Source organism: Lacibacter sediminis (assembly GCF_014168535.1).
In the GTDB taxonomy this organism is placed as follows: Bacteria; Bacteroidota; Bacteroidia; order Chitinophagales; family Chitinophagaceae; genus Lacibacter; species Lacibacter sediminis.
Window position 1 is genome coordinate 369,782 of the sequence record NZ_CP060007.1, and the last position, 25,067, is coordinate 394,848.

Here is a 25,067-nt window from a genome sequence, read left to right on the forward strand (position 1 = left end):
GGAGAATTAACTATTTTTGCCAACATCTGTTAGTTAAGTATCGCCAATAAAATTATGAGCTATTCCCCCAATAATAAAGTCCGGATCGTTACCGCTGCCAGTTTATTCGATGGACATGATGCGGCTATTAACATCATGCGGCGCATTATGCAGAGTAAGGGTGCCGAGATCATTCATCTTGGCCATAACCGTAGTGTGCTTGAAATTGTAGAAGCAGCTATTGAAGAAGATGCACAAGGCATCGCCATTACTTCTTATCAAGGTGGGCATGTTGAATTTTTCAAATACATGAAAGATCTGCTGGAAGAAAATGGCTGCGGCCATATCAAAATTTTCGGTGGTGGTGGCGGAACAATTCTGCCCGATGAAATCGAAGAACTGCATCAATACGGCATCACAAGAATTTATTCGCCCGATGATGGGCGGCATATGGGACTTGAAGGAATGATTGAAGATGTCATCAAACAATGTGATGTTTCATTGAACGGAAGCGGCGATTATAAAAACGCCATGACTTTGGGCGAATTGAAAGACGTACGAGCAGTTGCAAGAAAAATAACAAATGCAGAAAATGGAAATGGGAATTACAAATTACAAACTCCAAATTCCAAAATTCCCGTATTAGGAATTACAGGCACCGGCGGCGCAGGTAAATCATCAGTAACGGATGAAATTGTTCGTCGTTATTTAAATGCATTTACCGATAAAACCATTGCTGTTATTTCGGTTGATCCATCAAAGAAAAAAACAGGTGGTGCGTTGTTGGGAGATCGTATTCGTATGAACTCCATCTCCAGCCCACGTGCTTATATGCGTAGCCTTGCAACACGTGAAAGCGACAAGGCTTTAAGTGCACACGTGCAGGAGGCGATTGATATTTGTAAAGAAGCAGGCTTCGATTTTATTATTCTGGAAAGTGCAGGTGTTGGACAAAGTGATGCATCGATACTCGATTATTGCAATGTGAGTTTATATGTGATGACGCCTGAATATGGCGCAGCATCACAATTGGAAAAGATCAACATGCTCGATTATGCCGATGTAATTGCCATCAACAAATTTGATAAGGCAGGCGCATTGGATGCATTGGCTGATGTGCGTAAGCAATACAAACGCAATCATCAGTTATTTATGGCAAAGGATGAAACCTTGCCAATAGTAGGTACCATAGCTTCGCAGTTTAATGATGCTGGTGTCAACGAGCTGTTTGAAAAAATTATTCATGCTGTAGAAACAAAAGTGAATGTAAAGTTTGGCGGAGTAGAGCATGTTGCACATAGAGATACGGTCAGTAAATCATTGATCATTCCACCGTCTCGGGTGCGCTACCTCAGTGAAATTGCAGACAGCATTAAAGATTATAATCAACTGGTGATTGATCAGGCAGCAATCGCATCAAAAATTTATCAACTGCAAGGTGCTAAGCAAACACTTGCAGCAGCCAATGCTCCGTCATCAGTTATTGAAGAAATCGAAAAACAAATTCAGCAACTAACCGAACTGCAAACACCCGTTGCAAAAAAACTCATTGCACACTGGCCGGAGAAAATAAAAGCTTATCAGCAGGATTTCTATGAATACAAGGTGCGTGATAAAATCATCAAACAACCTTTGTTCAGCACCAGTTTAAGTGGCACACGTATACCGAAAGTGGTGTTACCAAAGTATAAAGATTGGGGTGATCTATTAAAATGGCAGGCGCAGGAAAATGTGCCCGGCAGTTTTCCCTTTACATCGGGTGTGTTTCCATTGAAACGTGAAGGCGAAGATCCGACAAGAATGTTTGCAGGTGAAGGTGGTCCTGAACGTACCAACAAACGCTTTCACTATGTATCACTCGATCAACCGGCGAAGCGTTTATCAACGGCATTCGACAGTGTAACATTATATGGAGAGGATCCCGCACCTCGTCCCGACATTTATGGTAAAGTAGGCAACAGTGGTGTGAGCATTGCAACAGTAGATGATGCAAAAAAACTTTACAGCGGTTTTGATCTCTGCGATCCGAAAACATCAGTAAGTATGACCATCAACGGTCCTGCTCCGATGTTGCTGGCATTCTTCATGAACACAGCAATCGATCAGCAATGTGAAAAATGGATCGAAGCAAATGGTCAACAACAATTAGTTGATGCAGCGTTTGAAAAGAAATTCGGCAAAGGAATAAAACCAGTTTACAATAATACATCTTCACCTAATGAATTACCATCGGGCAATAACGGGCTAGGTTTACGTTTACTCGGTTTAAGTGGCGATGAAGTATTGCCACCTGATGTGTATGAACAATGCAGACAAGCAGGACTTCAGCAAGTAAGAGGAACAGTTCAGGCAGATATTTTGAAAGAAGATCAGGCACAAAACACCTGCATCTTCTCAACTGAATTTGCATTGAAGTTGATGGGCGATGTGCAGGAGTATTTCATTCAGCAGAACGTTCGCAATTTTTACAGCGTAAGTATCAGCGGTTATCATATTGCAGAAGCCGGTGCAAATCCCATTACACAGTTAGCATTCACCTTGGCAAATGGATTTACGTATGTTGAATACTATCTCAGCCGTGGAATGAACATTGATGATTTTGCACCTAACCTTTCGTTCTTCTTCAGCAACGGTATGGATCCTGAATACAGTGTGATCGGTCGTGTTGCAAGAAAGATCTGGGCCAAGGCAATGAAGTATAAATACAAAGCCAACAAACGCAGCCAGATGTTGAAGTATCATATTCAAACAAGTGGCCGCAGCTTGCATGCGCAGGAAATTGATTTCAATGATATACGCACTACGTTGCAGGCGTTGTATGCCATTTATGATAACTGTAATTCACTGCACACAAATGCTTATGATGAAGCTATTACTACACCAACAGAAGAAAGTGTGCGCAGGGCAATGGCCATTCAGCTCATCATCAACAGAGAACTTGGAACAGCAAAGAATGAAAATCCAAACCAAGGTGCATTCTTAATTGAAGAATTAACTGATTTAGTTGAAGATGCTGTCATGACAGAGTTCAACCGTATTACTGAACGTGGTGGTGTGTTAGGTTCAATGGAGCGCATGTATCAACGCAATAAAATACAGGAAGAGAGTTTGTTTTACGAACATCAGAAACATACCGGCGAGTTGCCGATTGTGGGTGTAAATACATTCCTCAACAAAAAAGGAAGCCCAACAATTGTTCCTGGTGAAGTCATTCGCAGTACGACAGAAGAGAAAGAACAACAGATCAACAATCTGCACGCCTTCTGGAAGCGGAATGAACAACGCAGCGATGATGAATTGAAAAAGTTGAAACAGGTGGCTGTAAGTAACGGCAATATTTTTGCACAATTGATGGAAACAGCAAAGTATTGTTCATTAGGACAAATTACACATGCTCTTTATGAAGTAGGCGGACAGTACCGCAGAAACATGTAATAAAAAAAGAGGCGCTCGATCGAGCGCCTCTTTTCCCTCAAACCATCATCATTCATTTTCTTTTACTTCTTTCCCTTTCTTATCGATCATGATGAGGTTCCCGTTTTTCATTACACGTGCCTGTCCATCAACAAAAAAATCAGCGAAGTTGTATTGATATTCAAACACCAGGGTTCCTTTCTTATTGATGTAGCCCCATAAGCCCTTACTGTTTGAAACAGGAGCTAAGCTTTCTGCAAAACCTCTTGCGTTTTCAAACTGATAAGGAATTACCACGGCGAAATTATGGTCAACAAAACCATACTTGCCATGCATGCGCACCACCGCCAATCCTTCACGGAAACAGCCGGCATCTTCATACTTGAATTCTTCTACCTCCTTACCTGTTGAATCAATATAACCCCATTTGTTATCCTTACGTACAGTTGCTTTACCTTCACGAAGCGTCATTGCTTCATCATAGATCAATGGCACCACCAATTCTCCTTTCGTGTTAACGTATCCATACTTGTTTTCTTTTGAAACTTTTGCAAGACCAAACGCAAACTCATCTACATAGTCGTATAGTTTCACCCAGCTTTGTGCAGTTGAATCTAAAGCAATGAACAGCATGATCAGAATGAGATACTTTTTCATTGTTCATATTTTTAGTGTGTTAAAAATCATATGTCAAGTTAGAAACAGATACTATCTAATTCAATGATGACAGGCATACAAGGGAATGACGATGAGCAGAAAACCGGCTTTTCTCCTAAATACGTAACTTGCTGCCATGAGAAAGCTGTGCTTATTACTACCTGTTTTGGCATTGTTGATCAACAGTTGTTCAACCAATCCTTACAGGGCTACCAACAAATCGTATAAAAAGCAAACAAAAGCATTTGCAAAGCTATTGAGTCAGTATCCTTTGCAGGATTCAGTAAATAATGCGTCTTATTTTGTGGGTACTACTAATCTGTCGATGCGCAGACCAAATTTTGTGATCATTCATCATACTGCACAAAACAGTTGCGAGCAAACATTAAAAACATTTACGTTGCCACGCACACAGGTGAGTGCGCATTATGTGATCTGTAAAGATGGAACAGTGCATCATATGTTGAATGATTATTTGCGTGCCCATCATGCAGGCGTGAGCCGTTGGGGTAATTCAACTGACATCAATTCAAACAGTATTGGTATTGAATTAGACAATAACGGATTTGAATCATTTGATGAACGACAACTGAATAGTTTGAATTTATTACTGGAACGATTAAAGAAATCGTTTAACATACCGTCAGCTAATTTCATTGGTCATGGTGATATTGCACCAACCCGTAAAAATGATCCTAACTGGCGATTCCCCTGGCAAACATTAAGTGAAAAAGGTTTTGGCCTGTGGTGGAGCGATACCAGCAATGTGCAGGTGCCGGAGAATTTTGATTATCTTACAGCTATCCGCATCGTTGGTTATGATGTAAAAGACACATCGGCAGCAATTGTGGGGTTTAAGCGGCATTTCCTGATGGATACAACAAAAGGAATGACTCCCGAGGCAGCGAAAGTGCTGTTTCAGCTACATAAAAAATACCTGTAACTTTAATGAACTTCGGTTATTCTCAGCAGAATAATCTTTCGTTGATTGCTCCATATTAAAAAGATTGCAACAGGAAACGTTTGCGATGTTGAATCGCAAGGCTGAAACTGTATAAAACGATATATTGCCTGTTCATGAATCCGCTACCGTTTGAAGAATCGGTTAAATAAAAAAGTATGACAGCAGAGCAACAACGATTATCAGAAAATGCAAATAAAGCTGTTCCGCTCGAACGTTGGGGGCCTTACCTCAGCGAACGGCAATGGGGAACAGTGCGTGAAGATTATGGTGAACATGGAGATGCGTGGGGTTATTTTCCGTTTGAACATTCACATTTCCGTTCCTATTTATGGGGCGAAGATGGATTGGCCGGCATCTCCGATTATTTCCAGAATCTTTGTTTTTGTGTAGCGTTATGGAACGGAAAGGATCCGATCTTAAAAGAACGCTTATTTGGCCTTGGTAACTACAGTGGGAACCATGGCGAAGATGTAAAAGAATTGTACTACTATCTTGATAATGTTCCATCGCATTACTACATGGAATATTTATACAAGTATCCACAGAGTGCATTTCCTTATAAGAAACTCTACGAAGAAAATAAAAAACGTAACCGGCTTGAACCGGAGTATGAAATTTTAGATACGCCGGCTTTTCGCAACAACCATTACTTCGACGTGAAAGTGACCTATGCGAAACAAAGTGGTAACGATGTATTCATTAAAATTGATATCACAAACCTGTATCATCGTTCAGCAGATCTTACTGTGTTACCCACACTATGGTTTTCGAACAAATGGAGCAATGATGAAAAACAAATGAAGCCATTGCTGAAATATGTAAATAAGAACAGTGTGCATGCATGGCATAACCGTCTTGGCGATTACTATTTTTACTTTTCTGACGCAGATGATCTTTGGTTTACAGAAAACGAAACCAATAAAGAGAAATTCAATGGCACAGCAAACAAATCCATTTTTGTAAAGGATGCTTTTCATGATGCTGTGATCAATAACAAGAACAAAAAGAAACTGCGTGAGAAACAGGCAGGTACTAAATGTGCTCCTGTTTATAATCTGCATTTAAGGGCGCAGGAAACAAAAACACTTTATTGCAGGTTGGTAGATGGTTATATGGATCAGCCTTTTTACGAAGGCTTTGAGCATTTATTTCATCAACGAAAACAGGAGGCCGATGATTTTTACGCATCAGTCATTTCACCTGCATTAACGGAGGATCAGAAACGTATTTCACGCCAGGCTTATGCAGGCTTGTTGTGGAGTAAGCAATTTTATTCGTTTGATGTTGAGCAATGGATCAATGATGGTGATGGTATTACGTCTCCAAATAACGGAAAGAAGTTTGGTCGTAATAGTGATTGGACGCATTTGAAAAATGCAGATGTTATTTCCATGCCTGATAAATGGGAATACCCCTGGTATGCAGCATGGGATCTCGCTTTTCAATGTATTGCAATGGCGGCAGTTGATCCGGTATTTGCAAAACATCAGTTACTGCTTATTATGCGTGAGTGGTACATGAAACCTGATGGACAGTTACCTGCATACGAATGGAATTTTGGTGATGTAAATCCACCGGTGCATGCAACAGCTGCATGGTATGTATACAATATTGAAAAGCGGCGCACAGGAAAAGGCGATGTGCAATTTCTGAAACGCATCTTTCAAAAACTCATTATCAATTTTACCTGGTGGATAAACCGAAAAGATGAAAATGGGAATAATTTATTTCAAGGTGGCTTCTTAGGACTTGATAATATTGGGGTATTCAATCGCTCTCATCATATTCCCGGTAATCATCAATTGGAACAGGCCGATGGTACAGCATGGATGGGCATGTATGCATTGAACATGATGGACATTGCATTGGAGATCGCTATGTATGATGATGCATTTGAAGATACAGCTACACGTTTCTTCGAACATTTTGTATTGATCGCAGAAGCGTTGAATGAACAGCATACATGGAACGAAGAAGATAAATTCTATTACGATGTGTTGGTGCTGCACGATGGAAGTCATTTGCCGTTGCGTATAAAATCGGCGGTAGGTTTAACCAGTCTGTTTGCAGTATCAACTATTCATAAAAGCAGCTTGGCACGTTTGCGTGATTTCAGGAAACGTATTTCCTGGTTTGAAAATTATCGAAAATCAAAAGGACGGTTTTGGCCGAACGAAGAAAAAAGTGATAGCGAAGAGATCTTAATTTCATTGGTGCCGAGAGAACGCTTACTGGCAATTCTTACACGTTTGCTGGATGAGGCAGAATTTTTATCGGTAGGTGGTATCCGAGCTTTATCAAAAGATCATGAAAAAAATCCTTACTCGGTAGAGATCGATGGGCAGATCTATTCTATTCAATATGATCCGGGCGACAGCACCAGTGATATGTTTGGTGGTAACAGTAACTGGCGTGGGCCTGTGTGGTTGCCGTTGAACTTTTTGACGATTCAATCGATCAAAAGCTTCGGTGATTTTTATGGCGATAGTGTGAAGGTGGAATATCCAACTGATTCAGGAAACTACCTGAACCTCAGAGATGTGGCAAAAGAGTTATCAACCCGAATTGTAAACATGTTCAGTATAAATGAAAAAGGTGAACGTCGTTGTTATGAAGATTACAATTGGTTTTATAAGCAGCCGGGCAATGAACATTTGATTCTCTTCTACGAATATTTCAACGGTGATAGCGGTAAAGGATTAGGCGCAAACCATCAAACCGGATGGACGGCGCTGGTAGCTGAGTTGTTGCATGAATTTGCATAACACTCAAAAGAAAGCTTAATGTAATTCGCCAGCCGGTTCGTGATCATCGTATTGATCTCTCAACTTCAGCAATTCAACTTTCAATTGTTTGATAATGGATTGATGTGCAGTTGAGCGGATAAGATTATACTTTTCCTGCGGGTCTTTAGTGAGATCATACAATTCCCATTCATTAGCTGTATAGAAATAGATCAGCTTATATTGCTTTCCTCTTATACCAACATGTGGCATCACATAATGATCAATGGGATATTCATAATAATGATAATAGAGATAATTCCTGCTCAGTTTTTTTTGTTGTGTAAGATGTTCTTGCAGACTTATTCCCTGCATCCATGCCGGAACTTTCACAGCGGCAACATCCATAATGGTAGGAGCAAAGTCAATGTTCTGGACCAATTCGTTAGAAACAGTTTCCGGTTTTATTTTGGCGGGCCAACGCATTAATAGCGGAGCCTGCATAGATACATCATACATCCAGCGTTTGTCAAACCATCCATTTTCGCCAAGATAGAAACCCTGATCGCCTGTATAAATCACCAACGTATTTTTTGTAAGCCCGTTTTTATCTAAGTATTCAAGCAATCGACCGATGTTTTCATCAACAGATGCAACACAGGCCATATAATCCTGCATGTACCATTGGTATTTTAACGCAAGTAATTTTCGTTTGTCTTTGTAATGTTGTTGCAGCAATTTGCCACGTTGCGCATAAATTTCTTTTAACCCATTCTTTTCCTCTTCTGCAATATGATTAAAGATGAAATTGTAACCACTTTTTTCTGATTGGCTTGGTTTTAATTCAGGGATATGTTCATAGTATACAGGATCAATTTTCAGATCAACGGATAATTCCATGTCATAAAGAATACTCATCTTCTGTTCCTGCCATGGTTTACCAAATTGTGATACGTCTGCATATAATGTTGGCGGTTCCGGGTACACTTGCTTTGATGTGATGCGCAGATGTTTTAAACGTGGCATCCAGTTACGATGTGGTGCTTTGTGGTGCAGCAATAGTAAAAAAGGCTTATTCTTATCTCTCTGATCGAGCCATTGCAAAGCATCATTTGTAGTAACATCTGTAGCATATCCTTTTTCAACAACCGTATCGCCTTTCATGTTGATCATTAAAGGATCATAGTATCGTCCCTGGCCGGGTAATATTTTCCAATAGTCAAAACCTGTTGGTAAAGAATGTAAATGCCATTTGCCTGTAAGCGCAGTTTGATAACCTGCTTCCCGCATTAATTGGGGCATGGTGATTTTAGAAGAGTCAAATCTCGTGCGGTTATCTTTTACAGCATTTTTATGCGAATGCTGGCCTGTGAGTAAAGTAGCTCTTGCAGGACTGCAAATAGAGTTGCCAACAAAAGCTTTGTTGAAACGAATACCTTCTTTTGCCAGCCGATCGATATTCGGCGTTTGAATAAACTGTTTGTTGTATGCACTAATGGCATCGTTGTCATGATCATCACTCATGATGTAAATAATGTTTGGCTGTTGTGCAAAAACATTCTGGCAGCAAAGCAGGAAAAAGAAGAAAAATCGCATGGTCGAAAGTTACAATAGTTGCAGGATATGTAGATTTGAAAAAAGATTGAAACATGGAATTTGGACGGGTTGATGAACAGCTATTGGATACGATCGATTTCTCGTTGCCAGCAGAACCTGCTTTTAATAAAACAGTATTAAGCGGCAAAGCAGCGAAAGATGCAAAAGTATATCTGGGCTGTGCAAAATGGGGAAGAACAGAATGGGTGGGAAAGATCTATCCGCCCAAAACAAAGGAGAAAGATTTTTTGAAGCACTATGTACATCACTATAACAGTATTGAACTGAACGCCACGCATTACAAAGTATATGGAGAACCAGGTACTCGTAAATGGGCAGAGAACGCAAAGGGCATGGATTTTAAGTTTTGTCCGAAAATGTACCAAGGTGTAACACATCGTGGCAGTTTGAGAGGAAAAGATTTTATTACCAATGAATTTTTTCGTGGCATCGTTGGGTTTGAAGAACATCTCGGTCCCATCTTCGTACAGGTAAGCGATACATTTTCTCCCAAACGTAAACAGGAATTGTTTGATTATATGGCTTCGCTGCCAAAAGATCTGCAGTTCTTTTTAGAAGTGCGTCATCCTGATTGGTTTGGGAAAGAAGAAATACGCAATGAGCTCTTCACTACTTTAAAACAAATGAATATTGGCGCTGTGATCACCGATACTGCAGGGCGAAGAGATTGTGCACATATGCATCTAACTGTTCCGAAAGTATTCATCCGTTATGTAGGTAACAGTTTACATAAATCAGATTACACCCGTTGCGATGTATGGGTTGAACGTATGAAGCATTGGCAGCAGCAAGGCATGGAAGAGACTTATTTCTTTATGCATATGCATGATGAAGCAACATCACCAGAATTAACCGTTTACCTCGTTGATAAAATGAATGAAGAAATGGGTTTAAATTTGATCAAGCCCAAGTTTATTGAAGGAGGTGTGAGTGAAAAGCCAAAACCGAAACAAAGAGGATTATTTGATTGATGAAATAGGCTTAACAAAACAAGGGAGGCGAAGCGCCTCCCTTGTTATTTATTTACAGCATTATTTCTTATTTACTTTGTTTATATACTTTCCCATCTTTCATCACCCACTTTACATCGCCTAACACTTTAATGTTGCTGAGTGGATTTTCTTTCACCGCAATAATATCTGCAAAAGCACCGGGAATAAGTTCACCAATCAAACCTGTTTGTTCCAGCAACTCAGCTGCATTAATTGTTGCCGTTTGAATTGCCTGCAGCGGCTGCATGCCATACTGAACAAAGAATTCAAAATCTTTTGTTTGTGGTTCGTTCCAATCGTAACCACCAATGTCTGTACCGTAAGCGATTTTCACTCCAAAGCTCATTGCTTTTTTAAAAACTTCAGGCTCCGATTGAGTAAAATATTTATTGATGGGGCTTCCTGCTTTCGCTCTGCCTTCTGCTACAAAATCATTTACATAAATAGTGGGGCACCAGAATACATTTTTCTTTGCCATCAGCTGCATACATTCTTCATTCATACCAAACCCATGTTCAATACTGCTTGCACCTGCGTTGATGGAATAAATAATACCATCGGGTGTAACGGCATGTGCTGCTAACTTTTTTCTGCTCTTGAGTGTTTCATCGGCAATGGCTTCAATTTCTTCTTTGGTAAAATTGGGAATGCTTTTGTAACCGCCGTTGGGCAAACGCACATAACCACGATCGGCATAAATTTTTATCCAATCGGCACCATACGCAATTTGCGTACGAACAGCTTTGCGTCCTTCATCTGCACCGGTAATTTCCTGTAAGCCCTTCGGTAATTTTAATTCCCATGCATAATCTTTTTCTGCAATTAAATAATGCCCGGTTGTATTGATCGCTAATGTAGAGACAAACATTCTTGGTCCGGGAATGATATTTTTGTTGATGGCTTTCTTAATGTCCACATCAGCATAACCAGCGCCTTCCGTTCCAAGATCACGAATAGTTGTAAAGCCATTCAGCAACGATTGATGTGCACTCTTCGATGCACGCAGTGTGCGGTAAGGAATCGATTCTTTTAACACCTGTACATCATAATCTTCCGTAGTAATATCGCCCTGCAACAATACATGTGTATGACAGTCGATCAACCCCGGAAGAATAAAATAGTCTTTCAGATCAATCACCGAATCTGTTTTTTGTTTGAAGTTGGCTGCATCTGTAATCGATTCGATCTTGTTTCCTTTTACAAGAATCACCTGGTTGATGAGGATTTTGCCGGTTCGTACATCGAGCATCTTACCACATTGAATGGCGATGGACTTTTGTTGTGCGAACGAAAACAGAACAATTACCTGCAGCAGAAGCAGGGATATAATTTTTCTCATGTGTTTGGTTTAGGAAAATGAATGTACCGAATTACTGTTATCCATAACAGTAAAAAGGATCAATGGTTCAGCTTACCGCACTTCATACAACTCTTCCCACCGAGTGGTATAACGTGGACTGCGTAATTCCTGCCGCATCTTCCAGTCCCTGGTAGTGCCGCTTGCTGCAAACTTCAACACATCATCCCGTTGACTGAAGTTGATATTATCAATCATATCCATCAGCAACCGGCCATTGTTTTTTGTTTCAGGTATAAACAGATTCCCTTGAATGGATGCATCGGGCACAAGTCCGCTCAGCATCACACCTGCCTTTTTGTACAGCGTTCCTTCTTTGAATAACCCATCAACCATTGCAACGGCGGGCTTGATCAATTCATTGGTGAAGGAGGTTGCAGTGGGCAAAGTGGTATACCTGCTGTGTGTAATGCCACGGTTGAATGTAGCATTGTGATTTTCTTCTTTCGACACCACAAATATGCTGATGATGTTGGCAGCGCTGTGTTGCCGTCTTAATTTTTCGGCAGCCCTTGATGTATAGGTAGCAACGGCCTCTTTAATATCATTGATATCGCCAACCGGGCTGCCGAACATGCGTGTGGTAGCGATCATTTTTTTATTCAGCAGTTCATCCTGCATATCTTTTGATGCAATGCCGTTCAGTTCACGGATCAAACGCACACCCACCACACCACCTAGGTGCAGGCGACCAAACTCTTCACTCATCTTACTTAACTGCAACGCATCATCAATAAACCATTGTTCTTTTAATTTCTTTGCATACTGACCACCCACTCCCCAGATATCACCCACCGGAGTGATCGCTAATGCTTTTTTTATTTTCTCCATCGTGTCCAGCACAATCACCCCGCCTGATTTTTCTTTATTCTTTTTTGATAAGCGATTCGCCAGCTTGGATAATACTTTGGTAGGTGCAACGCCGATGGATACTTTAATGCCGGTCCATTGTTCTACCGTTGCTTTCATATCCCGTGCAATACGATCGAGTTCTTCAATGGGGAACATGCTCAGGTCTACAAATGCTTCATCTACGGAATACACTTCTACATGTTGTTCACCAATGATGGCCCGTAGCGTATCCATCACCCGCATACTTAAATCACCATATAAATTATAGTTGCTGCTGAACACAGCCACATCATGTTTTTTAATCAAAGGCTTCGCCAGAAAATATGGCCCGGCCATATCTACACCCAACAATTTCGATTCATCGCTGCGTGAAATAATACAGCCATCGTTGTTGCTGAGTACCACAACAGGCTTGTTATCCAAATGCGGTTTGAATAATCGTTCGCAGGAGCAATAAAAATTGTTACAATCTACAATGGCGTACATACTAGGGTAGTTTCCATTCACAGTGTGTTGTGCAAACAGATTGGTTTGTATGGGTTGCATTGTTGTTGACATAATTTTTAGTTCGTGGTTCCTCGAACTGCTTTTGGAGTTAAATCAATTTTTCAAACGAACGAATACTATGTACAACAACCCCCCACACTTTAAAATCACTAAACTCTGCCAGGTTCACCGGTTTGTATCTTGTATTCTCCGGTATTAAAAACGCTGATGAGAAATTTTTATGAAACCGTCGCACTAGCAATTCACCATTCAACACGGCTACAATAATTTTTCCATTCACCAGTTTCAACGAGCGATCTACAATTAAAATATCACCATCAAAAATGCCCGCCTGCTGCATGGCATCGCCTTTCATTTTAAAAAAGAACGTAGCTGGTTTGTTTTTAATGAGCTGTTCATTTAAATCAATACCACGTTCAGCATAATCATCGGCTGCTGCGCCAAAGCCCGTTGCGTTGGCTGTTTTTACCTGCTGTTGTGTAAACTGTTTGCTGCCTTTGTACGCAGCGCCAAAAAAATCTTCCCCATCCATAAAAAATAATTTAACTCCCGCAGTGCAAAGAGTGGTGATAAAAAAATATGTCTGGGCTTGTAAGAAAGTTTGGTAAAGCTAAAACTTTTAGTAATTTAGTAGTGCGCTTTCAGGAAATATTTTTTTGAAACCTTTACTTCAGCAAACCCCCATCACAACAGTTCAATGATGCAACTGTTGCGCAGCATTTTATTAATCACAACTAAACGATGGGTCATGCAATTACAATCAATCACAACAACAACCATTCCCGGTTACAGGGTGTACGAATACCTGCTGGTACTAAGTCCGCATGAAGAATTATGGAATCGTATTTTAAAAGTGAAAACAGAATTTTCAGAAAAATACAAGTGTGATCATGCAAAGTGGGGCAAGCCACATATTACACTTGCCAATTTTCTGCAGTACGAATTAATGGAAGAACGGTTGGTGAATCGCCTCAACATGATCGCTATGGGCTTTCATCCTATAAAAGTGGAGCTGCGAGATTATGGAAGTTTTCCAAGTCACAGCATTTACATCAACGTGGTGAGTAAGTTGCCGATACAATCATTGGTGAAAACAATTCGTACCGATGCACAACGACTCATGAAACTTAATGATGAAAACAAGCCACATTTTATTTTGGAACCAACTATTGCCATTGCACGCAAGCTGCAACCCTGGCAATACGAAAAAGGTTGGCTTGAATATTCGCACAAACATTTCACCGGACGTTTTATTGCCGATGGAATGTTGTTGTTAAAGCGACCACTTCATGAAAAAGCTTACCAGATCGTTCGAAGGCTTTCATTTCAAAATCTTGCTGTTACAACAAAGCAGGGAGAATTATTTGGGTAACCAGCAACTGTATTACAATTAAGATTTCGTTGCGTCGCACTCTTGTGCTGCAACAATTCTATTTATCTAATCTGCTACAAGGCATGACGAATCATGAAGGAATTTCTTTGTGCATCTTTCCGTCTTTGCGGCAAAAAACAAAACATCATGTCAGAGAAACTACAACAGGATCATTACAAAGTAAAGCCGAAGGATGCCGACGAAACACAACCATACCATGCAGGCCGTGGTGCACAGTTCAACACCAAGAACCGTTTCTTAAAAAACGAAGTAACAAAAGAACATATTGAAGGCATTGATGAATGGGAAGAAACCAATTTGAAAACACAATACATCGAAGTGCATCCGAAAACCATTGTGAACAAAGTGGAAAGCCCCGATGTAGGCATGAGCTACAGTATGAATCCATACGCCGGTTGCGAACATGGTTGCATTTATTGCTATGCACGCAATGTGCATGAGTATTGGGGCTATAGTGCAGGAATGGATTTTGAACAAAAGATACTCATCAAAAAAAATGCACCTGAGTTACTGCGTAAGTTTTTAATGCACCCCAAGTGGGATGCCACACCCATTATGCTCAGTGGTAATACCGACTGTTACCAACCTGCCGAGCAAACCTATCGTTTAACAAGAGGACTGCTGGAAGTTTGCAACGAGTTTAATCAACCCGTAGGCATTCTCACCAAAAATGCATGGATACTGAAAGACAAAGATGTGTTGCAGGAAATGGGTAAGAAGAATATTGTATCGGCCATGGTATCCATTACATCATTCAACGAAGATTTAAGAAGAGTGATGGAACCACGAACCGTTACTGCCAAAGCAAAGCTGAAAGTCATCAACGAACTTAGCAGTGCAGGTGTGCGCATGGGTATTATGATGGGGCCCATGATTCCCGGATTGAACGAACACGAGATGCAACGCATCATGAAAGCGGCAAGAGATAACGGTGCAACATTCACAGCTTATACATTCATTCGTTTGAATGGCGCCATCAAATTTTTATTCCACGATTGGTTGTATAAAAACTTTCCCGACCGTGCCGATAAAGTATGGCATCATATTGAACACAGTCATGATGGACAGGTGAACGATACACGCTTTGGTGTGCGCATGCGTGGCGAAGGGCCTATTGCACAACTGGTGGCGCAGCAGTACAAAAAGTATGGTAAGCTCTATGGTATGAATGCAGAAGAATGGAGCCTGGACAGAACAAAATTCAGAAGACCGGGGATGCAGACGAGTTTGTTTTAGAATTGTGCAGTAACTTAACGCATCAAACAATCATCATGCAACAAACCCGCAAATCATTTATCGCAAAAATTTCCGCAGCTACAGCTGCCATTGCCGGCTTATCTTCGTTCAAACAAAAACCAATGGACAAAGAATTAAAAAACATCTTCATTCACCATGTGTACTTCTGGTTGAAGAATGCTGATAGCAAAACCGACCGTGACAAGTTAGTGGACGGGTTAAAAAAATTATCGAGTGTAAAAACCATTCAAAACTTTCACATCGGCAAACCGGCCGATACCAACCGTGAAGTAATTGAAACCGGGTATGCCGTTTCCTGGTTTGTACAGTTTGCTAACGGTGCCGATCAGGCCAGCTATCAAACTGATCCTATTCACTTAAAATTTATTGAGGAATGCTCGCATGTATGGAGCAAAGTGATCGTGTATGATTCCGTTGATGTTTGATGTTCAAAAAAATATTTTTAAAATTTCTTTTGAAAAAGTTGGCAACATCAAAAAAATAAATTCATCTTTGCACTCACAAAAATTATAAACAACAAAAAATGCTACGCATACAATCACATATCGAAACAGTGAATCAGTTTAGTCCCATGGGAGACTGTACTGTTTGCGGGGCAAATGCTGCTGTTGAATAAAGTTGAAGAAACGAATTCGCTATAACACAGGCCCCGCAAGAGATTGCGGGGTTTTTTGTTTTACAGTTTTTTGTTTGTAAACATAATGAAAGGCCGTTGCTATGAAATGAAAAACACTATTAAAAAACAATGAGTAAATGATCAGAACAAGACAACAGTACATACGATTTAGTTTGAAACATGCATTACAATCATTAATGCATAGTTGGTTACTGCAACCAAACAGGAATGGTATGCCCAATAGTTATGTACTTGATTTTATTCATAAGCGACCGGATTGTATTCCTACATAAACAATTATGTAGTAGATGAGCAAAGCCCGGTCGTAAAAAACGACCGGGCTTTTTTGTTCGATGAAAAAGGAGGATGAAATGCAACTGATTGTAATTGTGTTGATCGTTCGTTTGCTCTTGCAACTGATCAGCAACAAAAATGAGGAAGAGAAAAATAACAATGATGTAGATGTGCAGGAGAATGTAATGCATCCTGCAGCACATCCATTGCGATGATATTATAGTGCAGAGGAGGGAAATAAGCGTACCCCGTGAGATGCAACGGGGCGCTTTTCCAAATCAAAACATAGCAGCATTCCAATTGGTTGGATACTCCGCCTGGAACGGAGAGGCTACAGGTTCGAGTCCTGTCTGCTATACAGAATTTGAAACCCTGTAGCTTAAAAGGAAAAGCTGCGGTAAAAGTTTTAACGAAGCCGTGAAGTGTATGGAAGATGTCGTCAATACAAATCGTTTTGATGAATAGAATTTGCAGTTGCACCGAAATGTTTTTACAAAGTAGGGAAGCGCATTTACAGCCATACTGTTCTTGAAAAGGAAAATGTCGGTTCGAGTCCGATCGGGGTTGCAAATTATTGAGTGGTGCAATGGCTTAGCATATCAGTCTTTGACACTGATGATGATAGTTCGAATCTATCCTCAATAGCAAATGTTGTCTTTAGCTTATTTGGTAAAGCATCCGTCTGTGCAACGGAAGAACAGGGTTCGAGTCCCGGAGTCAACCAATACGGTTTGGTGTAATGGTAACATGATCATCTCCCTCTTTTTCTAAGAGGAAAGTAGCAGGTGAATGTATTCAGTTCGAATCTGAAAGCCGTACAAATTGACTTATAGTTCAATGGATGAGAATACTGCGCTACGAACGCAGAGATACAAGTTCGACTCTTGTTAAGTCAACAACAGATTGTGGTTTAGAGTAACGGTAACTCGAAGGTCTCATAAGCCTTAGTTGCAGGTTCGAATCCTGCAGCCGCAACAATCATTGACCCATAGCTTAACAGTTAGAGCAGGAACCTTATACGTTCAAGGTTATCAGTTCAAATCTGATTGGGTCAACAAAATAAGATGACTTAGCTCAATTGGTTGAGAGCATTACCCTGATACGGTAAGGGTTGAAAGTTCGAGTCTTTCAGTCATCACAAAAAATGCGACTTAATTCAATGGAAGAAGATCATCGTTACAAGGTGATAGTTGAAAGTTCGAATCTTTCAGTCGCAACAAAATGGCTCGTAGCTCAACTGGACAGATGTTCCCGGCTTTTAACCGGGAGGTTGTGAGTTCGAATCTCACCGGGCCAACAATGGATGAATAGCTTAACGGCAGAGCAGCGGTTTGTTAGACCGTTGGTTGAAAGTTCGAATCTTTCTTCATCCTCATAATCGGAGAGTTGACAGAGTGGTAATGTGCCGGCCTGCTAAGCTTGGGCTATCGTTCATTCGGTACAAAGGTTCGATTCCTTTACTCTCCGCAATTGTTTGGAACAGTGTAGTTCGATGATGAGGAAATAAGATATCAGTCAGTAACTGTAACAAACAACTGGAGCTTTGGCAGAATGGATATATGCACCGGAGTGAAATCCCGGACATCGTGGTTCAATTCCACGGGGCACCGCATAAAAATTTAAAAAAGTAAAAAATGAAAAGGAATTCAAGGTTCATAATGAAAGAGGGAGCAAAGATGCCTGTGCATCAATTTTTTCGATCGGAACAAATAAAATCATTATGGACACAAAACTTATTCGGCAATATGGAGAAGATATTCTCTGTTATCGCCATCGTGCTGCAAGAAAAAAGAAACGCATGCAGTATGAAGATTTTGATAAACAACTAATTCATTTACACAAAGAGGAACGACAATTATCAAAACAAAAAAGAAATCTTGGATGGGAAGCGTTGACGCCCCCTATACAAAGAGGATGGAAACGTTTTTTTGTTTTAAGGGAAGATGTTGCAAGAAGCAAGCATAAAGTTTTTTTCGAAAATATTCTTCAAAAAATCAATACATATGATTTCAGTTGGAGAAAAGATTTTAAACAAAAGAAACGAATAAGAGGGCGCAAAATTTATGTAGTTAAGCCACAGAGCTTACTAAAATTATCTGAGCTTGATCTTGTTAAACTTGAATTTAATGAACTAGAGAAGCAGTTTTTTTATGAAGCATGGGAAACTGACTGTAGAGGCTTATTCGTAAAAAGGTTTGTATTTAAAGAGCCTTGGCGTTTTGTTCTCCGGGTTAAGCCAAACATGGTTGATAAAGTAAGAAAACGGGATAATTTAATTGAAGCAAGATTACAGGAGATAGATGACTATCTCAGTAAAAATCGCTTTACTGGTCGATTAAATAAAATATTGCATGGTAGCGATGGGAATAGCTGGCTAAAGTTTTATGAGAAAGAAAAAGAGAAATATCGGTTTAAAAACAAGTCATTAAATCAGATTTTGAATTTAATAAACGAACAACAATGGAACAGCGGCAATGGAGAAAATTGAACGGAGAAAAAATTCGGCGGCCTATTGAGGACGAAGTAAGAGCTGTGTTGGTACGTGAAAAAGAAATGGGACACCAATTAAAAGTGTGCATTGGTACCGATAGCCAGGTGAAAGGAAAGGAAACTGAATTTGGAACCGTGATCGTTTTTATCCGCAAAGGAAAAGGTGGGTTCATGTACATCCACAATGAAACAACAAAACAAAAAATGAACATTAAGCAACGGATGTTAACGGAAGTTGCCATGAGCATTGATGTGGCGTATGGATTGTGCAGGTTGTTTACGTTGTACAATGTAGATATGGAAGTGCATGCCGATATTAACACTAACCCTTCTTTTAAAAGCAATGATGCGTTGAAAGAAGCAATGGGTTATATCATGGGGATGGGCTTTGCTTTCAAAGCAAAACCTGAAGCCTTTGCAAGCAGTAACTGTGCAAATAAAGTGGTGCAATAATTAAGTAAAAAATAAAAGAGATTATATGGAACTATATATAACAATAATGTTGTTGATCTGGATCTTGATAGGAGTATGTCCTCCTGTTGCTGTGTGGATCAGCAGAAAACTAAGGCAGTTATCAGAAAAAAGAACAGCCGGAATTTTTGAACATCATTACCTCGAAGCAAAATCATTTTACATGTACAGGTTTAAAACAATTCCCTGTACAACTTATGTAGATGAAATTGATATCAACAAGGCATTTGAATACCTGGATAAAAACTCAAAAGACATAACGGAAGATATTTACCAGGCATGTTATTATGATTGGACACAAAGCAAACAGGTTTTTAGTAAAACACTTTTTGTTTTGAAGAATAGAGTGATGGTGGAGCTGATGAATGACTATGCCAGGATTTTGTATCCGAATTACAGGTATAGTGAAGCAGACAACCTGGTAAATATTTTCAGCGCTTATAAACTTCCTCAAAAACAGGAAGCTTATGAAATCAACATCATCACGCTTTCAAGAGATGGATTAGAGTTAAAGCAGGTAGAAATTAAACCAACGCTTCTTGATATCGGGATGTATTATAACGATGATTTTAAAGAAGTGGATGAAACGATCAAAGCCAGGCTGAATAGGGAAAGTGATAAAGGGATTATCCTTTTGCATGGTTTGCCCGGCACTGGTAAAACAACTTACTTACGTCACTTAATTGGCGGACTGAAAAAGAAAGTATTGTTTGTTTCACCATCGGTTGCAGGAAATTTAATGAATCCTGAGTTTATTGATTTGCTGATCGAGAATCCAAATTCGGTCTTGATCATTGAAGATGCTGAGAATATTATGATGGACAGGAAATATAACAGTGATTCATCTGTATCGAACCTGTTGAATTTAAGTGATGGGTTGATGAGTGATTGTTTAAGTGTTCAGATCATTTGCACATTCAACAGCTCAGTGAACCTGATCGACTCAGCATTAATGCGCAAAGGTCGTTTGATCGCAAAATATGAGTTTGGTAAACTCGGAGTTGAAAAAGCAAATCGGCTATCAAAGCATCTGGGGTTCGATGTAAACATCGATCAACCAATGACCATTGCAGAGATTGCTAACCCAACCGAAAAAACACAACCGGTCGAAAGAACGGAAGTGATCGGTTTCAGGCGACAGGTTGAATTAATGAATTAAGAATAATTTTCCTTACTCCCCTTTAGGGGATGGGGGCAAGAGCTTGCTTAACGGCAAGACAGGTATATGCAAATTGACAGCGAACCAGATCTATGTTTCAAAGAAGCAGGATAGTGCGGCGGTAGTAACCTGCTGTATGCTGTTGTTGCAGTTATGCTATGCCTGCCAATACGCTGAAGGACGAAGGTTCGAATCCTTCTCCCGGTAACACGGGGTAACTCAAGTGGCTAGAGTGTCGGCTCAAACGTACCGGTTCGAATCCGGTTTCATCTCAAGGATGAATAGTTCAATGGTAGAACACTACACTGATAATGTAGCAAACGAAGTACAGCGCTTCTCAAATGCTGACCAGACAAATAAAGCCGGGTGAATGACCGGCAGTAACAATGAACGAGTCGTTAGCGACAAGATCATTCGCACTGCAATCAGGTAATTACCCGAAAGTAAACAAAGAAGTATTGTAACAGCAGTTGCTTCATCATTCAGAATTGATGATACAAGTATTGTCAACAGGCGTTTGATGAACCCGGTGCAGCAGCAATACAGATTATTTGCTTCCGTAAGAACAGGATGATCAAACAACCGGCTTTATTCTTTTTAAAAAATCTGTGCCTTGCATGCAATGCGCAACAAAACAAATAAAATGATATGAAACGTGTAAAAGTAAATGCCTACCAGGTGGCATTGGTATTTAAAGATGGCGTGTATAAGTACATGCTGAAAGAAGGTAAGTATTGGTTGTGGAACAAAGAAGTGTATGTGTACGATGTAACCAGGCCATTTGTTGCGCCAATTGAACTGAACATTCTGTTGCAGGATGCTGATCTGGCAAATGCATTGCAGGTTGTGGAAGTAAAGGATAACGAAATTGTGTTGATGTATGAGAATGGTTTGCTGAAGCAGGTACTTAATGCAGGTCGTTATACCTACTGGAAAAGTGCTATTGAATATGTATTTGTAAAGGCCGACATGGGCAAAGTGGAGATCGATGAAAACATTGATCGTGTTGTATTGCAAAACCGTTTGCTGGTTCCATATGTGCGTAGCTACAGCGTGGAGAACTACGAAGAAGCTTTGCTGTTTGTAGATGGTAAATTCCAAAAGCGTTTGCAAAGCGGTATGTACTACTGGTGGAAGAACAATATTGCCGTACATGTAGGTAAAGCAGATAAACGTTTGCAGCAACTGGAGATCAACGGGCAGGAAATTCTTACTAAAGACAAAGCGGCTTTGCGTTTGAATGCTTGGGCACAATACAAAGTTGCTGATATTGAAAAAGCACTGTTGCAAAACAAGGAGTACGATAAACAATTGTACGTGGCATTTCAATTGGCCCTGCGTGAATACATTGCTGCTTATGGCTTCGATGAATTGCTGGAGAAAAAAGAAGCCCTTGCACCTTTTGTATTGGAGGCAGTGAAAGAAAAAGCTGCTGCCTTGGGTGTTGAAGTAATTGGTTTTGGTATCCGTGACATTATCCTGCCGGGTGATGTAAAAGAGATCATGAACCAGGTGCTCATCGCCGAAAAGAAAGCGCAGGCCAACAGCATTATGCGTCGTGAAGAAACTGCCAGCACCCGTAGCTTGCTCAACACTGCCAAGCTGATGGAAGAAAATGCGATGTTGTGGAAACTGAAAGAAATGGAATATGTAGAAAAGATCGCAGACAAGATCAGCAACATCAGTGTAAGTGGTAACGGTGTGTTGATTGAACAGTTGAAACAGATTTTCGTACCGCAGAAATAAAATGGTAAGTAGTGGTGAGCGATGATTATTTTGTTGTCGCCGCCACTGCTGCTATTAAGCTTCGGTTGCGTGGCACACTTGTACGGTTGGTAACTTTATTGAGTAAATCAGTAACATACACATGACACTTTTGGAAAAATATCAGGAAAATCACCCCGATTTGAATGAGAGGCTTGAAAGAATTGACGAGAAATCAAGAAAGAAATTCATTAAAAAGCTAAAAAGAGAGAAGGATAAAAGCAATTTTATTGCAATAGTCACAGAGTTACAGTGCTATGAATTCTTTTTTAACTCTGGGTTTAAAGTGGAATTTGAAAGAGGTTATTCCGTGGGAAGCAAAAGGTTAACCCCTGATTTTACCATTTCTAAAAATGGACAAGATGCGATTGTAGAAGTTGTAAGGTTAAATCCGACTGAGAAAGATAGTAAGAGAAATAATTTCGAATCGTTGCTTATGGAAGGAATCGAGGAATTGAAGAAAAAGTGTGTGATCAAAATAGATTTCATAAATGAGTATTTCGATGAGGACTTGTATGATATAAAAAGCATTGTGAACGATTTAGAGATATGGCTTGAACAAAGCTTCTATCTTAACTCTAAAATAACCTTATGCGATAATTTTCGATTTGAGATTATCGATATTAATGATATTTACGACCATGCTTGCGTATATGGAAATTTTAATAGCATCGACATAGATCCAAGAAGATTAAAATCTGACAAGAGTTTGTTTGTATCTAAACTGGAAAAATACGACGAACTGATTCAACACTATAATCTGCCATATGTAGTATTTATTAAAATTGACTTTCATGCTGGAATAAATGAAAACGAGATGTTTTGGACAATGTATGGTGACTCACTGCTTTATGATCATCTCAATAAACGAGAGTCTGCTTTAAATGGACTTTTTTATGCAAATAAAATAGGAAAGGAGAATGTTAGTGGTGTTCTATTAATAGTTGGAAGTAAGGCTTCTTATTATAAAAACTTTTATTTTTTGAATAAGTTAAGCAAGGAAATAGATGATGAATTCGGCAAGATGCAATTTTTTAGTGACGTTCCTAACAAGTTTGTTTATTTAAGGGGAGTAAGAAAGAACGGTTAAATTTTTAAAACAATGAGCAAGTTAAAAATATCAGGAAAAGAATTGAGAGCGATTGGCTACCCGGAAGGACCGGTGATCAGCGTCGCCATGAATGTGATGCAAAAAAATTACAAGCATCACACAAAGGAGGAAGTTATGGAACTGTTGAAAGCAGTGTTGGCATCGCCTGCAAATTATTTAGATGATGCCGTGCTGGCATTGATCGCAAAACAATTGATGCCGGAAGAAAAGGAAAGTGAAGGAGAGTTGTCGTTGAATCAAAACGGTATTCAATTCAATGTTTTCGGAAGTGAACATATTGAACAAAGTGCTATGCACCAGATGTACACTGCAGCAAAATTACCCGTAGCAGTAGCCGGTGCCTTAATGCCCGATGCACATCATGGATATGGATTACCGATCGGAGGCGTGTTGGCAACGGAGAATGCAGTAATACCTTATGGTGTTGGTGTGGATATTGGTTGCAGAATGTGTTTGAGCATTTTTGATATCGATCCGAAAGACCTGGTGCAGAAAGAAGCATTCTTTGCTAGAGAAATTGGTGAAGCTACTTTGTTTGGAAGTGGCGCACAGTTCAAGCAAAGCGAAGACCATGAAGTAATGGATAACGAATTGTTTTTTGAATTGCCGTTGCTGAAAAATCTGCACGGTCGTGCATGGAAACAATTAGGCAGCAGCGGAAGCGGAAATCACTTTGTTGAATTTGGTGTAGTGGAAATTGCAGAGAAAGATGAAGTGCTGGGTGTGGAAGCAGGCAAGTATGTCGGACTGTTGAGTCACTCCGGTTCAAGAGCGTTGGGTGCAAATATCGCTAACCATTATACCAAACTTGCGATCAGTAAAAGACGTTTACCACAGGATGCAAAAAATCTTGCGTGGTTAACACTTGATGAAGAAGAAGGAATGGAGTATTGGTTAGCGATGAACCTGGCTGGTGATTATGCAAGTGCCTGTCACCATGTGATTCATCAAAAGATTGCGAAGCAACTTGGTCGAAAACCAATAAAGCGTGTAGAGAACCATCACAACTTTGCATGGAAAGAAAAGTGGGAAGGAAGAGATGTGATCGTTCACCGTAAAGGTGCAACACCTGCCGGTAAAGATGTACTGGGTATCATTCCGGGAAGTATGACAGCCGCAGGCTTTATAGTAAAAGGTAAGGGTGAAATGGCATCGGTGAATTCTGCTTCACATGGAGCCGGACGTTTGATGAGTCGTTCAAGAGCCATGCAAAGCGTTACGCACAAAGCATTGAAAGATGAATTGAAAAAGCATGGCGTGAAATTAATGGGCGGCGGATTAGATGAAGCACCTTTTGCTTACAAGGATATTGAACTAGTGATGCAGAGTCAGCAATCGTTAGTTGATGTTGTTGGAAAATTTACACCTAAGATCGTGAAGATGGATGGACCGAGTATAAAGCCTTGGCAGAAGACGAGGGAAGTGGAAGGGGAGTGAAGTCGAAGGCGAA

At 40.1% G+C, this 25,067-nt stretch carries 20 protein-coding genes and 11 tRNA genes; 26 read left to right on the forward strand and 5 right to left on the reverse strand.

Features of this window, described 5'->3' with window-relative positions; all coding sequences use genetic code 11:
- The first annotated feature begins 54 nt into the window (after positions 1–54).
- Positions 55–3,414, forward strand: a complete 3,360-nt coding sequence (locus H4075_RS01700) for a methylmalonyl-CoA mutase family protein (RefSeq protein WP_182803564.1) — start codon at positions 55–57, stop codon at positions 3,412–3,414.
- Positions 3,415–3,462: 48 nt separating this feature from the next.
- Here the strand turns inward: H4075_RS01700 and H4075_RS01705 are convergent, their stop codons facing one another.
- The gene (locus H4075_RS01705) at positions 3,463–4,050 is read right to left on the reverse strand and encodes a WG repeat-containing protein (RefSeq protein WP_182803566.1); all 588 of its coding nucleotides are present in this window, start codon (positions 4,048–4,050) and stop codon (positions 3,463–3,465) included.
- 136 nt (positions 4,051–4,186) lie between these two features.
- On the opposite strand from H4075_RS01705, the gene H4075_RS01710 reads away from it, so the two are divergent.
- Entirely contained in the window at positions 4,187–4,993 is an 807-nt protein-coding gene (locus H4075_RS01710) for an N-acetylmuramoyl-L-alanine amidase (protein WP_182803568.1), read from the forward strand.
- Positions 4,994–5,169: 176 nt separating this feature from the next.
- A complete protein-coding gene (locus tag H4075_RS01715) occupies positions 5,170–7,779 on the forward strand; it encodes an MGH1-like glycoside hydrolase domain-containing protein (RefSeq protein WP_182803570.1) in 2,610 nt (869 codons plus the stop codon).
- Between the two features lie 15 nt (positions 7,780–7,794).
- On the opposite strand, the gene H4075_RS01720 is transcribed toward H4075_RS01715, so the two are convergent.
- Positions 7,795–9,333 carry a sulfatase family protein gene (locus H4075_RS01720; RefSeq protein WP_182803572.1) on the reverse strand — a complete coding sequence of 513 codons (1,539 nt, stop codon included), beginning with the start codon at positions 9,331–9,333 and terminating at the stop codon, positions 7,795–7,797.
- 53 nt (positions 9,334–9,386) lie between these two features.
- Here H4075_RS01720 and H4075_RS01725 point away from each other — a divergent pair, with 53 nt between their 5' ends.
- The gene (locus H4075_RS01725; RefSeq protein WP_182803573.1) at positions 9,387–10,325 is read left to right on the forward strand and encodes a DUF72 domain-containing protein; all 939 of its coding nucleotides are present in this window, start codon (positions 9,387–9,389) and stop codon (positions 10,323–10,325) included.
- Between the two features lie 67 nt (positions 10,326–10,392).
- Here the strand turns inward: H4075_RS01725 and H4075_RS01730 are convergent, their stop codons facing one another.
- The 3 genes from H4075_RS01730 to H4075_RS01740 form a co-directional block, all read right to left on the reverse strand.
- Positions 10,393–11,685, reverse strand: coding sequence for a metal-dependent hydrolase family protein (locus tag H4075_RS01730; protein ID WP_182803575.1), 1,293 nt, complete (start codon positions 11,683–11,685; stop codon positions 10,393–10,395).
- A gap of 72 nt (positions 11,686–11,757) precedes the next feature.
- Positions 11,758–13,113: a Y-family DNA polymerase gene (locus tag H4075_RS01735; protein WP_182803577.1), complete on the reverse strand. Its 1,356-nt coding sequence runs from the start codon at positions 13,111–13,113 to the stop codon at positions 11,758–11,760.
- Positions 13,114–13,150: 37 nt separating this feature from the next.
- On the reverse strand, positions 13,151–13,594 hold the full coding sequence (locus tag H4075_RS01740) for a LexA family protein (protein WP_182803579.1): 444 nt from the start codon (positions 13,592–13,594) through the stop codon (positions 13,151–13,153).
- Positions 13,595–13,810: 216 nt separating this feature from the next.
- Between H4075_RS01740 and H4075_RS01745 the strand changes: the two genes are divergently transcribed.
- From H4075_RS01745 to H4075_RS01850, 22 genes are all read left to right on the forward strand, one after another.
- Complete coding sequence (locus tag H4075_RS01745) at positions 13,811–14,434, forward strand: 2'-5' RNA ligase family protein (RefSeq protein ID WP_182803581.1); 624 nt, start codon at positions 13,811–13,813, stop codon at positions 14,432–14,434.
- Positions 14,435–14,581: 147 nt separating this feature from the next.
- Positions 14,582–15,691, forward strand: coding sequence for a PA0069 family radical SAM protein (locus H4075_RS01750; RefSeq protein ID WP_182803583.1), 1,110 nt, complete (start codon positions 14,582–14,584; stop codon positions 15,689–15,691).
- A 35-nt stretch (positions 15,692–15,726) separates the two neighbouring features.
- A complete protein-coding gene (locus tag H4075_RS01755; RefSeq protein ID WP_255460282.1) occupies positions 15,727–16,137 on the forward strand; it encodes a Dabb family protein in 411 nt (136 codons plus the stop codon).
- Positions 16,138–16,465: 328 nt separating this feature from the next.
- A complete protein-coding gene (locus H4075_RS01760; RefSeq protein ID WP_182803585.1) occupies positions 16,466–16,621 on the forward strand; it encodes a hypothetical protein in 156 nt (51 codons plus the stop codon).
- 78 nt (positions 16,622–16,699) lie between these two features.
- Positions 16,700–16,837 (forward strand): hypothetical protein, encoded by a 138-nt coding sequence (locus tag H4075_RS01765; protein WP_182803587.1) that lies wholly within the window; start codon positions 16,700–16,702, stop codon positions 16,835–16,837.
- Between the two features lie 70 nt (positions 16,838–16,907).
- Positions 16,908–16,980 (forward strand) — tRNA-Pro (locus tag H4075_RS01770).
- Positions 16,981–17,194: 214 nt separating this feature from the next.
- Positions 17,195–17,267, forward strand: a tRNA-Gln gene (locus H4075_RS01775).
- A 5-nt stretch (positions 17,268–17,272) separates the two neighbouring features.
- Positions 17,273–17,345 (forward strand) — tRNA-His (locus H4075_RS01780).
- 100 nt (positions 17,346–17,445) lie between these two features.
- Positions 17,446–17,518 (forward strand) — tRNA-Arg (locus tag H4075_RS01785).
- Between the two features lie 8 nt (positions 17,519–17,526).
- A tRNA-Met gene (locus H4075_RS01790) sits at positions 17,527–17,597 on the forward strand.
- A 7-nt stretch (positions 17,598–17,604) separates the two neighbouring features.
- Positions 17,605–17,677: transfer RNA gene (locus H4075_RS01795), tRNA-Ile, on the forward strand.
- Positions 17,678–17,685: 8 nt separating this feature from the next.
- Positions 17,686–17,760 (forward strand) — tRNA-Ile (locus H4075_RS01800).
- Between the two features lie 7 nt (positions 17,761–17,767).
- Positions 17,768–17,839: transfer RNA gene (locus H4075_RS01805), tRNA-Val, on the forward strand.
- A 5-nt stretch (positions 17,840–17,844) separates the two neighbouring features.
- Positions 17,845–17,919: transfer RNA gene (locus H4075_RS01810), tRNA-Lys, on the forward strand.
- A gap of 4 nt (positions 17,920–17,923) precedes the next feature.
- Positions 17,924–17,995: transfer RNA gene (locus H4075_RS01815), tRNA-Asn, on the forward strand.
- A 7-nt stretch (positions 17,996–18,002) separates the two neighbouring features.
- Positions 18,003–18,089, forward strand: a tRNA-Ser gene (locus H4075_RS01820).
- A 253-nt stretch (positions 18,090–18,342) separates the two neighbouring features.
- Complete coding sequence (locus tag H4075_RS01825; protein ID WP_182803589.1) at positions 18,343–19,110, forward strand: hypothetical protein; 768 nt, start codon at positions 18,343–18,345, stop codon at positions 19,108–19,110.
- Positions 19,083–19,565 carry a ribonuclease H-like YkuK family protein gene (locus H4075_RS01830; RefSeq protein ID WP_182803591.1) on the forward strand — a complete coding sequence of 161 codons (483 nt, stop codon included), beginning with the start codon at positions 19,083–19,085 and terminating at the stop codon, positions 19,563–19,565. The genes H4075_RS01825 and H4075_RS01830 overlap by 28 nt, the downstream gene beginning before the upstream one ends.
- 25 nt (positions 19,566–19,590) lie before the next feature.
- On the forward strand, positions 19,591–20,742 hold the full coding sequence (locus H4075_RS01835; RefSeq protein WP_255460283.1) for an AAA family ATPase: 1,152 nt from the start codon (positions 19,591–19,593) through the stop codon (positions 20,740–20,742).
- Between the two features lie 648 nt (positions 20,743–21,390).
- Positions 21,391–22,488, forward strand: coding sequence for a slipin family protein (locus tag H4075_RS01840; protein WP_182803593.1), 1,098 nt, complete (start codon positions 21,391–21,393; stop codon positions 22,486–22,488).
- A 121-nt stretch (positions 22,489–22,609) separates the two neighbouring features.
- Positions 22,610–23,596 carry a hypothetical protein gene (locus H4075_RS01845; protein WP_182803595.1) on the forward strand — a complete coding sequence of 329 codons (987 nt, stop codon included), beginning with the start codon at positions 22,610–22,612 and terminating at the stop codon, positions 23,594–23,596.
- Positions 23,597–23,608: 12 nt separating this feature from the next.
- The gene (locus tag H4075_RS01850; RefSeq protein WP_182803597.1) at positions 23,609–25,054 is read left to right on the forward strand and encodes an RtcB family protein; all 1,446 of its coding nucleotides are present in this window, start codon (positions 23,609–23,611) and stop codon (positions 25,052–25,054) included.
- Positions 25,055–25,067 lie beyond the last annotated feature (13 nt).